Origin of the sequence: Paenibacillus sp. A3 (assembly GCF_001399685.1) — a bacterium.
Taxonomy (GTDB): domain Bacteria; phylum Bacillota; class Bacilli; order Paenibacillales; family NBRC-103111; genus Paenibacillus_G.
Map to the genome: position 1 here is coordinate 1 of NZ_JTHN01000197.1, position 14,485 is coordinate 14,485.

Below are 14,485 nucleotides of genomic sequence, written 5' to 3' on the forward strand. Positions count from 1 at the left end.
CTGGGCCATTACAAAGCAACCGAGGACGAGATCGAAGTCCGGGGCCTCGTGCTAAACAAACGCAGCAAAACCGTCTTCGTGGATCAGGAAGAGATCCGGCTGACGGCGACCGAATATCGAATCCTTGAGCTCTTGACCGAGCATCGGGGCCGTGTGTTTTCGATAGCGGAGATATACGAAAAGGTATGGAAAGAGCCGTATTTCAACGGCGAAAATACGGTAGCGGTGCATGTGCGGCGAATCCGCGAGAAAATTGAGATCAACCCGCGGGAGCCCAAATATTTGAAGGTGGTGTGGGGCATTGGTTACAAAATCGAGAAGTAAGCTCGTCCCTTGGCTGGCTTGGGGCTTGCTCTCTTACCTGATTGCGCTAGGACTGCTCACAGCCTCGGACGTGCTAAAGAATCAGGAATATCTTCAAAAGGACTACTACTTTCGGTCCCCGGCGTTCTACGAGCAGCTTCAGCAGCATTTCAATCTGTTTCGGAACGTTCATGTGGTCTATAACCATTGGGAGGATAAGACGGATGCTGAGAAGATCGGACAGGCCCGGATGGAGCAATGGACCCGGCATTTTGAAACGATGAAAAACATCGAGGTCGAGCAAAGAAAGGCAGAGGTGCAAGAACAAATCCTCCAGCTCCAGGGCCAGGTGGCAAATGAAGTGCAGAAAGCAAAAGAAAAACGGGAGCAGGCCGCCAATTCCGCGGAAGAGGCAGGAGCGGAGCAGGCCAAGGCACAAAGTCAGACGCAGAACCTGCCGGACGCTGCAGAGCAAGCCGAGATTGCGCGTATTAGAAAAGAAATTGCCTTACTGCAAGACACAGAGGCCAACATCTTACCGAACGCAGAGCGGCAGAAAAACGAGCGGATCGAGAAGGAAATCAAGAACTATCTTGATTTTCATAACAAACAATACGCTGCCGTCAAACACAGCTTATCGGCCCGCAGCGGCTCCTTTGAATATTATGTCAATGACCTCGAAACCCGCGAGAAGTATTCCAATAAGAGCGGGTATCCGGGTCAAGGGGACATGCAGGAAGCGTTCTATGCCATCCGCTTGCCGCAAACGACGCTGGAAGGTGGCGCTCTGCAATCGATCAACCGTTCTTTTCAACAGTATCGGCTGGAAGGTATTTTTCTATTTCCGAAGGAGCCCCGTGGCTTCAGTCAAATGATTGCTGACCACGCTTACTTCAATACGCTGCGGGAGCGGTTAATTTATGAGCTGTACCTGCTGGGGGCCGTCGTGGCGGCCATTGCCGCGCTGATCTTTTATTTGCGTCGAAATCGTTTTGGGATCGAAGTTGTACAACAGAACTATACGGCTATCATCCGCGGGATTCCGCTGGAGCTTCGCCTGCTGCTTTTTTATGTTCTGACCATGTTTGCGTTAAGCTACGGAAGCTCCGCTGCCTTATTCCGGCTGCCTGTCGGTCCGAGCCATTTTGCGCAATGGACGCTGCTGGCGCTGCTGATCGGCTGTCTGGGACTCCTGCTTGGCGATGCCGTGCAGCTGCTGCGCAATCCGCAGGCGCTTCGGGAGCAGTGGAACGCGGGGCTTTACCGCAAGCTGCAAGGCTATGTCCAGGCTAAACTGATAGATCGACTTATCCTGACGAAGGCCATCTTGATTTTCGTTATGACCGTGCTGTTCGGCGTCTTCCTGTTCGATGTTATCGATCACTCCAGCTTCCATTACTTTAATAACAGGCTCTCCTTCTCCGAAGGATATGTTCTCTTTTATACGTTCGTTGTCATTCCTTACCTGTTCCGCCGAATCCTGACTTTCTCCCGCATCCTGACCAGCGCGGAAGCGATTGCCTCCGGCCGGTTCGACCATACGATCGTGGAGAAGGGCCGCGGCAATCTGGCCCGGCTGGCGCACCTGCTGAACAACATCAAGCAGAGCATCAAGACGTCCGTCGAACGCGAGACGAAGAGTGAACGGCTGAAGTCCGAGCTGATTACGAACGTATCTCACGATCTGAAGACGCCGCTCACCTCGATCATGAATTACGTCGATTTGCTCAAGCGTAAGGACCTAACCTCGGAGACCGTCGCGAGCTATGTCGAGGTGCTGGACCGGAAAACGCAGCGGCTGAAGGTGCTGATCGACGATTTGTTTGAAGCATCCAAAATGGCGAGCGGGTCCGTCGAGCTTGCGGTGGAGCACGTCAACGTCGCCGACCTGCTGCAGCAGGCGCTGGCCGAATTCAGCGACAAGATCGAAGCTTCCACGCTCACCTTCCGCGTCCGCGTGGATAACCCGAAGGTAACCGCACCGCTGGACGGGCGCAAGACATGGCGCGTCTTCGAGAACCTGATCAGCAATGCGCTCAAATACGCGTTGCCGCATACCCGGGTTCACCTCGCGTTAACCGAAGAAGCGGACAAAGTCGTCTTCACGATCAATAACATTGCCGCCTATGAGCTTAACTTCGATGTGGACGAAATTTTCGAACGGTTCAAGCGGGGAGACACGTCGCGGAATACCGAAGGCTCGGGCCTCGGGCTCGCCATTGCGAAAAGCATCGTCGAGCTGCAAGGCGGACAGCTTCGCATCGACATCGACGGGGACTATTTCAAGGTGCGCGTCGAGTTCGCCCGGGAAGCAAAGGCCGCCGCGTCTTAACCCTTTATATTGTCCGCCACCCCTGCGGGAAGACGTGGAAAGAAGAGGTCCGGGAGCTCTCCCGCGGCCTCTTTATCTTCACAGTATACAAATGGGAACTATATAACAAAAATGTGCGTACTTACGCATTCGGATGCTGGAGGTTATAATGCTTAACAGGAACCAATATTATCCGAAAGCGAGGCATTACTTATGGAAGCAACAAAACAGCAAATTATAGAGGCGTTTCAGTTCAGACATGCGTGCAAGGAATTCGACAGCAGCAAAAAGATCAGCGACGCGGATTTCCAGTTCATTCTGGAGACCGGACGTTTGTCGCCGAGCTCCTTTGGCTTCGAGCCGTGGAAATTTGTCGTCGTGCAGAATCCGGCGATCCGCGAAAAGCTGCTGCCGGTCACTTGGGGAGCGTCCAAGCAGCTGCCGACCTCCAGCCATTTTGTCATTATCCTGTCCCGGACGAAAGCCGATATGGTCGCCGATTCGGACTATATTCAAAACATGCTGACGAACGTCAAGCAATTCCCGGAAGAGATCCGCGCCAACTATACCAAGATCTATGGCAAGTTCCAGGAAACGGACTTCCAGCTGCTCGACAACGAGCGCGTAATGTTCGAATGGGCAGCCCGGCAAACCTATATTGCTCTGGGCAACATGATGACGTCAGCCGCTCAAATCGGCATCGACTCGTGCCCGATCGAAGGGTTCGACAAAGCCAATGCAGAGCAGGTGCTTCGAGAAGAAGGAATTCTTCAAGGCAACCTCGGTATTTCCTGCATGGTCGCTTTCGGCTACCGCGTGAGCGAACCCCGCCCCAAAACAAGACAAACGCTTGATCAAATCGTGCAGTGGGTAAACTGATCCCGAGCCTAGCGTCTTCCCGCGGGTAATCGATTTGCCCCATAAGCAACCCCTTCGATCCGCAGCGGAAGAAGGGGTTGTTTGTTTGACCTGACCGGCCGGTGCCGTTACCGGTCCGCCGCCTTCCGCTTGGGCCCCGAATACATCTGCTCGGCGAACGACTGGTCGGATATTTTGAAATGCGTGTCGGAAGCGATTTTCGTGAAATTGGCGAGATTTTCTTCGAGCACCACTTCCAGCGTAGTCCGCACGTTCCCCGCTATTCGTTCGACGCTTGTCAGAATGAACGCCGTGCGGGCATCGGCATTGTACGGGTTCTCCACCTTCAGCGACTCGTCGGCAAAAATGAGGATCTCCCTAGCTTCCGCAACCCGGGCGCGGTGCAAGGTTTTGTCCTTGGAAGGAATCCCCCGGATAAACAGGAAGTTGTGTTCGTCCAGCGGCGCTGTGGCGAGCCGGTCATCGATCAGCACGACGTCTGTGGACGGCTCGGTTTTGAGGATGTTTTTGATCGTGATCCGGGCGCGGCCGCTCCAGCCGATGACGACGACATGGCCGCCGCCGTGCTTCGTATAATCCAAGTCTCCGTTCTTCCTTCTCTCTTGCCGTTCGACCAGCATCTCATAGAGCCTCCCGATAAATAAGGTAAATAAACCGACCCCACCTACAATGAGCAGAATGCCCCACAACCGGCCCAGATCGCTTTTCGGAAACGTGTCCCCGTAACCGACCGTAGCGAGTGTAACGACCGTCCACCATAATCCGTCGTAAACCCGCGGAAACTGCTCCGGCTCCAGAATCGGCATAAGAACCGAGCTTGTGAGCACCAGCAGCCCGGTGGCAATCGACAAGGTTCTCATGCGGATTTGTAGCATAGAGAAAAACAACTTGCGGAATTGGAACCAATACCTCACTCGACTTCTCTCCTTGATCAAGGTGAATAACAGGATTCTACAAAGCGGATTTCGGCTGCCCGCCGTCGTGTGAGGGATTTCCGCCCTCTGGGCTGCCGAATCATGTACGAACCCTGCTTAGCTTATTGATGAAGACCGGCGTTCGTTTGCACACATCGATAAATTCGCTCTTAAAGAGTCCTTTCCTGCACCCGGAAAAGACTTTTTCCGACAATGTTCCCCGTGAAACGATTTTATCCGATTTGTATACGAAAAAGCCCTCCGCCGCGGGGGCTGCCCCATGCTGCGGAAGACTTCGTAACCGTAACAATTAAGCTTTATTTTTCATACCGCCACACGAGCAGCCAATAGCATAGCACGGAGATGACATCGGCTGCGGCGATAACGATTCCCATCGGCACGGCGGTCTGATTGCCGGCGATGCCGACCAGCGGCGCTACAACCCCGCCGAAGATGAACGACAGCACCCCGAGCAGAGCCGAAGCGCTTCCCGCCGATTCGCTCTGGTTGCGCATCGCCAGCGAGAAGCCGGCCGTGGACACGATCCCGACGCTGGATACGACGAAGAACAAAGGCACCAGAATAGCATACAGTCCGGCTCCCGACACGATCGCAAGCAGCAGCACCACACCGGCGACCGAAGCGAGCGCCAGCCCGCTGACCAGCAGTCGCTTGTCGCTGACCCGTCCGGCCAGCCGGCCCGCGACTTGCCCTGCGAGAATGATGCCAAGGCCGTTAATTGCGAAGCAGACGCTGAACATTTGCGGCGACACGCCGAAAATATCCTGAAGCACGAAGGGCGAGCCCGAAATGTAGGCGAACATGGCGGCAATGACGAAGCCTTGTGCCAAGGCGTAGCCCATAAACGTCCGGTCGCTCAGGAGACGGCGGAACGTCGTGAGCGTATTTCCCAGGCCTCCCTTAGACCGCCGCTCCTGAGGCAGCGTCTCCGGCAGCGCCAGCGCGACTGCGATCAGCATCAAGACGCCGATCAGGCTGAGCACGACGAATACCCCGCGCCATGAGGTGACTTCCAGCAGCTGCCCGCCCACGATGGGCGCGAGAATCGGCGCCGCCCCGTTCACCAGCATCAGCAGCGAGAAAAACTTCGTCAGCTCCGTCCCTGAGTACATATCCCGCACGATGGCCCGCGAAATGACGATCCCCGCTGAGCCTGCCATCCCTTGGATAAACCGCAGCAATACCAGCAGCTCGGCGGATGGCGCAACGGCGCAGAGCACCGAGGACACGCCGTAGAGGATCAGACCGATCAGCAGCGGCAGCCGCCGGCCGCGCACATCGCTGACCGGCCCGGCATACAGCTGGCCAAGAGCCAGCCCGAGCAAGCAAGCCGTCAGGCTAAGCTGGGCCATCGACGTGCTGCTGTTCAGATCGTCCGCCAGCTTCGGCAATGCGGGTAAATACATATCGAGCGACAGCGGCCCGAAAGCGGACAACGAGCCTAAGATGAACACCATCCATATCCGGCGCGACGGCACGGAGCCTTGCGCCGAAGCTTCGACCCGGCTCATGATCTCAAGCCTCCAGATTCCGTTATGGATGCGTTCAGGGCTTTATTCCAAATATCTTTCATTGTCCATTCCTCCTATCCTGTAACAATTATAGTTACAAGATGAAATGAAAGTCAACGAAAAGATAGCTCAGCTGCAGCCACGTGGCCCCAGATATAGGCTCAATCATTTGAGCTATCGGGAATGAGTAGCCTGATTTTGGTTTTTTTTATCAGAAAAACCGGCTCTTCCAACGTCCAGACGAGGTCGTACTTCCCTTCTTTAAGTTCTCGTGGAAGCGGAAAAGCGAATGATGTCCATCCGTCCGATAATTTTTGCTCTAGCAAGACGTTTTCATTGTGTATTAGCTTTAGAGAAGAGTTGTAGCTCTGCTCGCCTATTGGTTTATAAGTCTGAGCGGTTATATCCTCCATTTTAAGGATTTGTCTTGTCCCAGCACTAGAGGATAGCAGAAAATAGCCATCGGCATTTCCCCAGTCAGGATGGATGGTCTGGAGAATGCCTTTCAACCGGTTGTTGTAGCTATCCGCTACGCTTACTTTTCCCTTAACCTCTTCTCCCGGCATATATCCGGTTTTTCGCAACGAGAGGCGGGCATTAAACCGTTCACTTATTTTGAATATATACGATGTACTGCTTTCCCGTGGCTTTGGCTCAAAAATGTATAGATTATGAATCGAACCTTTTTTTTCGTCTACAACGATTTCGAATTGATAGTCTCCCTTGCCTACGTAAAGCTCCTGTCCACTTTGATATGAAAATATAAAATAATCGTTGAATATGCCTCCCTTCTTTTGCTTGATGCCGATCTTATAATTGCCGCTTCCTTGTTGACTTTTCATTTCTACTTTTTTCATGGAGCCAAAATCAGGCACAGGGCTATATTCCTTCATATCAGCCGTAATCTTTATTTTTCTCTGGTCGTAATACTGTCGATCGCCGAAATTTTTGATTAACGTCATGGTATACGTTCCCTCGTCGAGCCAAACGACCCTTCCTCCGTTATCCCCTTCAAAAGCAGTTACCGATCTTCCTTCCTTAGCCAAATCAAACAACACCTTATTTTCCACGTTAAAGCGCAGAGGAACTACTTTTTTTGAATCCCCGTTCATAGTTATCGTAACCAGGTTCGATCCGATAGTAAGCTGTCGGTCGGCGTATACCGATAAAGCCTCGTATGTATATGCGCGAACGATAAACCGGTAAGGCTTCCCGATTTTCAATCCGGAAACATCAAATCCCCGGTTTTGGCTCCCCTCTCCCGGATCATGAAAAAGGGAGTCCGAGAAGACCTCTCTGCCCGTTTTTCCGTCCAAGACCGTCAGTTCCGTCATTCGATAAGGCATGCCATCATGAGGAAGAATGGAAACGTGCACTTTGGGTACGCTTGTTATGGTGATATCTCCAACTTGAACAAACGAATCGGAGGCAAATGGAATGGGCCAATGGGAGACATCCAAGTATACCGAATATTGCCCCGGAGAAATTGTCGATTCGTCGGGGATCTTATAGAACTTTCCGCTGCTTGTCCCCCTCCATACTTCCTGACCCTGCTTGTTCTTAAATACGACTTCAGGATTTACTTCCTCTCCGGCCCGCTTTACTTCGGTCATCGTATAATCATTTCCCAAACGAACCGTGTACGCCAAATCAACCAATTCACCGGGTTGAACGGCAGTGGCGCTTTGAGCCCCGGGGCGGTTGCCCAATTGAAGAACCGCTTGCTCCGGTATGTCGACAACACCAGAATCGTTCGGACCTGCATTTCTTTGCGGAGAAAGCGTGTAGCTCCAAAGCTCGTTCTCCCTTTGCTGTACGAGCGTGATCGAATCGTTGACGGGAATAAAATTACCCAATCGAAGCGTGCCTCCATTGGTTAACTCGACAGGCGATTCCAAGCCGCTTAAGCTTTCTCCAAGTTCCCAACTGGCCGATAAAGCCCACGAGGGAAGGCGAACACTGATTTTTCGCGCATTATCCGCCTGAAACCTAAGATCTTCCGTGTCCCGGTCAATTGTAAAGGCATGCCGTAAAATCAAATTAGCTCCGTCCGGCTCATTACGGACAGCATACCCCCTATAAGTGCCCTCAGACAATTTCACAGATCGTCTATCCGCATCGGTGTGTGCAACATTCACCGCCAATTCCGTCGCTTCGACTCCAAAAAACTGCGGTACAAAGGTATACGAAACATGGGTCTGCCAACTGCCTTGAAGAGAGGTGCCAACCTGGATGAGCCGCATCTTGCTAAAATCAAACCCGATTTCTTCCATATCCGGGGCAAGTTCCTTGGTATCGGTGTAGGTTTCCTCTAATCTATCGTCTGTAAATGCAGCCGAGACAATATATTTTTCGTTGCCTAGCACCATCGACTTAGGGAAAAAACATAAGCCTTGATCGTTCGTATAGCTTTTTGCGATTGGCGAAAAAGGCGCTTCTGCTTCCCCTCTATTTTCGTTCAATCGCAGCACCTTAATAATGGCGCCATGAATCGGCTCCCCTTTTTCATCCCTTACCCGTATTGCCACAACCGATGCAGGCTGATTTTTAACATACAGTTGAACGGGTGCGGGATCGCCTGCTTTTAGCCCTGTCGAATCGTAGGCTTGCAGAAATAGTGAAACATCTCCATCCCCTGTTTGAAGCGAGTCCCACTCCAGCGTATTTTTTCCTTCGCGAACCTCCCAGACGGTTAGTACTTCCCCTGACGCCTTTAATAGTTTTAATTGCGAGACCAGTGGCGGTACTTCAACCAGAAACTCGACCCGGCCTTTCACTTGTTCGAACAAATTCGGTTTGGATACCCGAAGACCAAGCCGGGGGATGTGTGAGAGCGCATCGGACACTTGGATAAGGCCATGTCCCGTGTACGGATCTTGGCCCGAAGAGCCTATGTCTCTGGCGGTTTGCTCCAGGGTTGCCCTAAGCTCCGCTGTGCCCCATTCCGGATGTCCCGCTTTCAACAAGGCCGCCGCTGCGGATACAAATGGAGCGGATAGCGAGGTGCCTTCCGAGTAGATGTATGTGCCGCCTAAAAAAGTAGTGACGATATGCTCGCCTGGAGCGGCCAGATCAATCGAGCCTCCGTAATTGCTAAAAGCCGAGGTCTCGTGCTTTTCGTTAATAGAAGAAACCGCCAACGTCTCGGGATACATGGCCGGATAATAACCGTCCGTGTGATCTTCATGATTTCCGGCAGCCGCCACGACCAGAATTCCCTTATTCACCGCCTTGACAATCGATTCCCGCATAATCCTGCTGTTCCCGTTTCCGCTGAGACTTAAATTGATGATATCCGCCCCCATCTGAACGGCGGCATCAATTGCTTTAACAACCGAATGCGTAGTTCCTTTTCCCGCACTATTGATCGCCTTGATAGGAATGATTTTGATATTTTCCAGACCTGCAGCACCTGTCAAGCCGATAGAATTATTCGCTGCTGCACTAATAATTCCCGAAACTTGAGTCCCATGCCCATTGTAATCCGTTGTGTCCGGCGAATCTTCAATCGTATTTATCCCACTTACGAAACGGCCCGCAAATTCGGGGTGGCCGGCATCCATGCCGGTATCGATAACGGCAATGAGCACCTCGTCTTTTTTACGTTGCTGCCAATTCCTCAGCTTATCCCACGCTTGTGGCGCTTGAATGGACCGCAGTCCCCATTGCTCCGGATATAAGGGGTCATTAAAATATACGGCTTCGGTCACGGCCTGCGTTACTTTGTAAATATAATTCGGCTCAATGTATTCGACATTCGGATTATTCCGCAACTCCTCTACGGCTGCTGCGGCCCTATCCGGCGGCACTTTCAAAAGCATCGTTTTCTCATCTGTACCCATCTGAATCGTATCCGGCATAACATGGTTGTTATCATAAAGAAGTCCGCTCCGCTCTGTCGGTTTCCGCAAGCGGACAAGCCATTCTCCCGGAATCGTATGTTCGTCGGAAAAGGGCTGTACCGGCGCCGCAAATGTTTCATAGAACGCAGGTGAAGCCGTTTTTTCCGCCTTTACGGATGATAGAAAAGCCCCTCCTGATAAAAACAGCATGAGTCCCAAAAAAAGGAACACGCATTTTATTCTTTTCATAACGGCTACTTCTCCTTCTGGCGCGATTCTTGTTCCTTGAGATAAGCTCCGAAACGGGCAAGCAAATGAACCGCGGCATACATGACCATCGTTACGAACAATTCCGAATAAAAATTCCTAATTTCAACTCCGTCGATGATTTGATCTAATAGATGAACAATGAAGCCCAATATCGAAATCTGAATCGCATTCCTACAAAGAACCGCAACAAGAGTGAAATGTTCTTTAAATAGATATTTCCACAAGGTGTTAAAGAGCGTCCCTGCGATGCCTAAAAAAGTTGTTCCAACCATGAGACCTGCACTAAAGCCTGAAGCGGATAGAAAGGAATAAATTTTAATATCGATAAAATGGATTGTTTTCACAACATAGAATAGGAGCACAAAAAAAACGGCTAATACCAATAAAATGCCTATCAGTGTCAATGCCATAAAAAAATAATCTTTGCGTTTTTCTTTTCCCAACAGCGATGACCTCCTAAGCCCAATTTAAGCAAGAGGGGCTACCCTGACCTCTCATAACACGCCATGCTTATTCCTTATAAGATCACCTCGCGATCCTTTTGTGCTATGCCGCCCGCGTACAGTGAGAATCCTGTAAAAGATGACACCACGCGGGGGCGTACAATAAAAACCGTCAAAAGCTTTAAAAGCTTTTGACGGTTTTGCTGCTAAAGGACCAAAAATGCAACCACTTCGGCAATAGATTCAGCTACATCTTGCGGCACGCCGAATCTGACCAAAAGATTTACGAATTTGGATTTCCCCCAACTTTCTAAAGCATCCAGAGCATCAGCAATCTTGGTGCGGTATTTCAATACGGCATCGGCCGCTTTTTTGCTGAATGGTTTGAGCAACACCTCAAGTGCCCAACCACCTGCACGCACGATAGCCGCGAGGGTTTTCAACTTGATTTCCGTTGTTACATTTTGGGTTTTGAACGTATGTCTTGCTTGGACCTCAAGTAGCTGTTTCGCCAGGACGGCACTGCTGCTTTCTACTACTACGGATACCGGTGCCTGGGCTGCGGTTGAGGCAAATGCGGATGTTGTCGGGACGACAAAGGTTGCTGTTGCTACCGTCGCCAACACAATTTTTTGAAACTTTTTGGAAAACATTACATTCACTCCCCATGTTTATAATATTATAAAAATTTTCCACACATGACAACAACATCGCAAAACAACCTTATTTTCAGGCAATCATATACAACACCTCCGATATCTTCTTAGGTAATGACTCTACCGATTTCAGTTAAGACCTGTAGTTAGATTTATAGTACATCATGCATAAATTGCAATTAATACCACAAATGAGGTATATTTTATTATTTTTTCTTAATAATTTTACCTTTTAATTTAAAATTTGGTATATTCATCATTGTAGAAGAGGGTTAATTTCTTGGCATGAGGAAGGGGATGAATTCGTGACGATCTTTCCAAAAGTACAGCAGAATAGAAACGGGGCAGTCGCAGGTATAGCCAGTTTGGAGTTTGATGTCTTAAAGCAATGGGATGAGCGAATAAGGTCCGTTGGTTTATGTCGCGATGAGCAGATTTTCCCTCGCATCTCTTCTACAAGATTACAAGAAAAGATTGCACAGCAATCGACGCTGATCCAAGTGTTGTCAAACGAAATCAAAGCCATCGAAGAGACCTTGCAGGCCGCGCATTTTTTTATTATTGTCGATACCTCCGGGGTAATCCTGAAGCTTCAGGGGAATGACGATATTCTGCAGAGGATAGAGATGCTGAACATCGGACCCGGGACGCCGGTTATGGTTGAACATTCAGGGTATAATGCCATTGCGGTAGCTATGGAGACAGGAATGATCGCTCTGGTTCAGGGCAAGGAACATACACTTAACCTATTTCACTCTTGGAATTGCATTTGTGCTCCGATAAGAGTGAAAGGTACGATCCAAGCCTACGTGAATTTAACTTTCCCGGTCGAGATCGACCCGACGTTTGCAGTCCCTTTATTGCAGCATATCGCAAGAATGACAGAAAAACGGCTTCAGACGGACGGAATAAATACGGGGCATGAAATCGTATATAAGACATTTGAAACCTATCAACTAACCGAACGCCAGAAAGAAGTAGCCTATGCTTGGCTTCAAGGGTATACTTATACCCAAATTGCACAGTCTCTTTATATATCGATACACACCGTACGAACCATCTTGAAGACCGTATATGATAAGACAGGGGTAAACAGTAAGTCGGCTTTCATCCGAAAGTTTACGTAATATCGATACGGCATATCGATGCAATCATCGCCAACCTCCTTTTTGGCTTCATCATAGTCTATATTCCCATTTTTTCTATTTAAATACAAGGATTTAAAATACTAAAACCGACGCAAGAAAGCAGGCCCCTTTCCGTTCCAAGGTTCCTGCTTCCTTTGCATCATCAAGTGTCGCCCTACCCGCCGAGCTCAATCGTATAATAATCGTTCGCGTTCAACGCCCGGAAGCCGCACGATTCGTACAGCCGGAGGGCCCGGGGATTATCCGCCGCAACCTCCAGCTCGAAACGGACCGTCCCGCCTTCCCGGTATACGCGCTCTATCGTCCGGGCCAAAATTTCTCGCCCGCATCCGCGTCCCCGATACTCCGTCAATACGCAGAAACCGAAGATAAAGGCGACGCCTTCATCCACACGTACAGCCAGCTTGCCGATCGGCTTGCCGCCCAGCTCCGCGACATACGTGTTCTCCTTCCCGTCGGCTACGGTTTTCCCCGCGAATTCTTTGGCATCCTCGTACGACATATCGAACCCCTGCCGGTTGAGCTCCGTCATTACTTCGACATCGTCCGCCGTCGCCAATCGGAGCTCCAGAGCTTCCGCTTGCCGCGTATCCGGAACTTGCGGCGGTTGCCCGTCCGGTACCCGCATCTCCATCCAGTGCTCAGAGAACGAATAGACCGCTCCCCGGGCCTGTAGGAACGCTTTGCCCGAAGCCGAACGTTCCTGACATATAAAGATCAGCTTCGGAATTCCGCGGCGTCTGCATTCTTCGGTCGCCGCATCGGCTAGCCGGGTGAACACGCCCTTCCGCCGGTGATGCGGATGCACCATGCCGCTGATCTCCGCTTCCGTCGAGCGGAAGGAGTAGATCCCCAGAAACCCGACAAGCTCTTCCCCTTCATACATCAAAAAGTCGTTCGTCACCCCGGTCGACCGTTCAGCGAGCATTTCCCAGTTCAGCTTCAGCGTAATGCCGTCCTGCGCGTTGCACAGGTCTGCGAGTGCCCGAATATCGCGCAATTCTTGCTCCGAGAGCCCTTGCTTCTCGATCAGTTTCAATCTGTCATCCTCCACTTCGCTACCATATTACCCTTTAGTATATAGGCGTAAAAAAGGTTCCGGCGGATAATGATTGGTTTACAATCATTTTTTCCCGAAGCATTCCGCCAGCAGGTGCTTATAACAGCAGCTCCAGCCACTCGTCCTTGATCACCTGACCGAAGTAGTGCTGCAGATTCACATCGTCCAGCACCCCGGCCAGCGCAGCCGTATCGTAACGGACGCCTTGCAGCTTGGCGGCAAACTCGGCCGCGTCACCCTGCCCGAAGAAATCTCCATATATCGCGGCCTCGCGGATCACTCCCGCTTCCACGTACAGCCGGACGTCGAACGTGCCGGCAGACAGGCGCTTCACGCGATGAACGTTGAACGCCGGGGACCGGCCGTAGTTCCAATCCCAGCTCCGGTACCGTTCGTCCGCAAGCTGCCGCACCGCATCCCAGTCGGCTGCGCTCAGCTCATACCGCTGAACCTCCGATCCTTCGAAGATCGAGTCCAGCAAATGCTGCCTGAACGCTTCAATCGTCATCGGCCCGCTCAAAAATTCCGTAATGTTCGCCACCCGGCTGCGGACCGATTTCACGCCCTTCGACTTGAACTTCTCCGGATTGACGTTCAGCGCAGACGCCACATGGTCCATCTGCGAATCGAACAGCAGCGTGCCGTGGGTAAACATCCGCCCTTTGGTGGCAAACTGCGCATTGCCGGATATTTTCCGCTCCCCGACTTGGATGTCGTTGCGCCCCGTCAGCTCCGCCTCGACGCCAAGCCGATGCAGCGCCCGGATCACCGGCTCGGTAAACTTGCGGTAGTTGTGGAAGGACTTGCCGTCATCCTTCGTAATGAAGCTGAAATTCAAGTTCCCAAGATCGTGGTATACCGCCCCGCCGCCGGACAGACGCCGCACGACATGAATGCCGCGGGCCTCGACGTACTCCCGGTTAATCTCCTCCGCCGTATTCTGGTTTTTCCCGATAATAATCGACGGCTCATTGATATAAAACAACAAATAATCATGGTCCGCCGGAAGCTGCTTCAAGGCGTATTCCTCCAGCGCCAGGTTCAATGCGGGATCGGTAATGCCGTTATTGTCAATGAAAAGCATGGGCTTCTCCCCCTTCTCCTGTTCGAACGGGCAAGCTCCCGTT

11 protein-coding genes are annotated in these 14,485 nt (G+C 51.3%); 4 read left to right on the forward strand and 7 right to left on the reverse strand.

Translation table 11 applies throughout. The features are described 5' to 3' along the window. The 3 genes from QJ48_RS27235 to QJ48_RS27245 form a co-directional block, all read left to right on the forward strand. Positions 1 to 324 (forward strand): winged helix-turn-helix domain-containing protein (locus tag QJ48_RS27235; RefSeq protein ID WP_162238576.1); only part of this gene is annotated, 324 nt, incomplete at its 5' end. Continuing rightward, positions 302 to 2,635 (forward strand): histidine kinase dimerization/phospho-acceptor domain-containing protein, encoded by a 2,334-nt coding sequence (locus QJ48_RS27240; protein ID WP_054976538.1) that lies wholly within the window; start codon positions 302 to 304, stop codon positions 2,633 to 2,635. The genes QJ48_RS27235 and QJ48_RS27240, both read left to right, overlap by 23 nt. Positions 2,636 to 2,827: 192 nt before the next feature. Then, the gene (locus QJ48_RS27245; RefSeq protein WP_054976539.1) at positions 2,828 to 3,493 is read left to right on the forward strand and encodes an NAD(P)H-dependent oxidoreductase; all 666 of its coding nucleotides are present in this window, start codon (positions 2,828 to 2,830) and stop codon (positions 3,491 to 3,493) included. 107 nt (positions 3,494 to 3,600) lie between these two features. Here the strand turns inward: QJ48_RS27245 and QJ48_RS27250 are convergent, their stop codons facing one another. The 5 genes from QJ48_RS27250 to QJ48_RS27270 form a co-directional block, all read right to left on the reverse strand. Then, positions 3,601 to 4,407 carry a potassium channel family protein gene (locus QJ48_RS27250; protein ID WP_054976540.1) on the reverse strand — a complete coding sequence of 269 codons (807 nt, stop codon included), beginning with the start codon at positions 4,405 to 4,407 and terminating at the stop codon, positions 3,601 to 3,603. A gap of 317 nt (positions 4,408 to 4,724) precedes the next feature. Further along, positions 4,725 to 5,939 (reverse strand): Bcr/CflA family multidrug efflux MFS transporter, encoded by a 1,215-nt coding sequence (locus QJ48_RS27255; protein WP_054976541.1) that lies wholly within the window; start codon positions 5,937 to 5,939, stop codon positions 4,725 to 4,727. Between the two features lie 161 nt (positions 5,940 to 6,100). After that, positions 6,101 to 10,030 (reverse strand): S8 family serine peptidase, encoded by a 3,930-nt coding sequence (locus tag QJ48_RS27260; RefSeq protein WP_054976542.1) that lies wholly within the window; start codon positions 10,028 to 10,030, stop codon positions 6,101 to 6,103. 5 nt (positions 10,031 to 10,035) lie between these two features. Beyond that, positions 10,036 to 10,494: a hypothetical protein gene (locus QJ48_RS27265; RefSeq protein ID WP_054976543.1), complete on the reverse strand. Its 459-nt coding sequence runs from the start codon at positions 10,492 to 10,494 to the stop codon at positions 10,036 to 10,038. A 206-nt stretch (positions 10,495 to 10,700) separates the two neighbouring features. Further along, a complete protein-coding gene (locus QJ48_RS27270; RefSeq protein ID WP_054976544.1) occupies positions 10,701 to 11,147 on the reverse strand; it encodes a hypothetical protein in 447 nt (148 codons plus the stop codon). A gap of 308 nt (positions 11,148 to 11,455) precedes the next feature. Between QJ48_RS27270 and QJ48_RS27275 the strand changes: the two genes are divergently transcribed. Next, the gene (locus QJ48_RS27275; RefSeq protein WP_054976545.1) at positions 11,456 to 12,277 is read left to right on the forward strand and encodes a helix-turn-helix transcriptional regulator; all 822 of its coding nucleotides are present in this window, start codon (positions 11,456 to 11,458) and stop codon (positions 12,275 to 12,277) included. A 175-nt stretch (positions 12,278 to 12,452) separates the two neighbouring features. Here QJ48_RS27275 and QJ48_RS27280 read toward each other — a convergent pair whose 3' ends face one another. Both QJ48_RS27280 and QJ48_RS27285 read right to left on the reverse strand, forming a co-directional pair. Next, positions 12,453 to 13,337 (reverse strand): GNAT family N-acetyltransferase, encoded by an 885-nt coding sequence (locus tag QJ48_RS27280; RefSeq protein ID WP_054976546.1) that lies wholly within the window; start codon positions 13,335 to 13,337, stop codon positions 12,453 to 12,455. 118 nt (positions 13,338 to 13,455) lie between these two features. Then, positions 13,456 to 14,442 carry a lipoate--protein ligase gene (locus QJ48_RS27285; protein ID WP_054976547.1) on the reverse strand — a complete coding sequence of 329 codons (987 nt, stop codon included), beginning with the start codon at positions 14,440 to 14,442 and terminating at the stop codon, positions 13,456 to 13,458. Between the last annotated feature and the right edge of the window lie 43 nt (positions 14,443 to 14,485).

Excerpts from the sequence above, each read along its gene's own strand:
- QJ48_RS27255 (WP_054976541.1), bottom strand. The coding sequence starts at position 5,939 with ATGAGCCGGGTCGAAGCTTCGGCGCAAGGCTCCGTGCCGTCGCGCCGG.
- QJ48_RS27270 (WP_054976544.1), bottom strand. The coding sequence starts at position 11,147 with ATGTTTTCCAAAAAGTTTCAAAAAATTGTGTTGGCGACGGTAGCAACA.
- QJ48_RS27260 (WP_054976542.1), bottom strand. The coding sequence starts at position 10,030 with ATGAAAAGAATAAAATGCGTGTTCCTTTTTTTGGGACTCATGCTGTTT.
- QJ48_RS27245 (WP_054976539.1), top strand. The coding sequence starts at position 2,828 with ATGGAAGCAACAAAACAGCAAATTATAGAGGCGTTTCAGTTCAGACAT.
- QJ48_RS27285 (WP_054976547.1), bottom strand. The coding sequence starts at position 14,442 with ATGCTTTTCATTGACAATAACGGCATTACCGATCCCGCATTGAACCTG.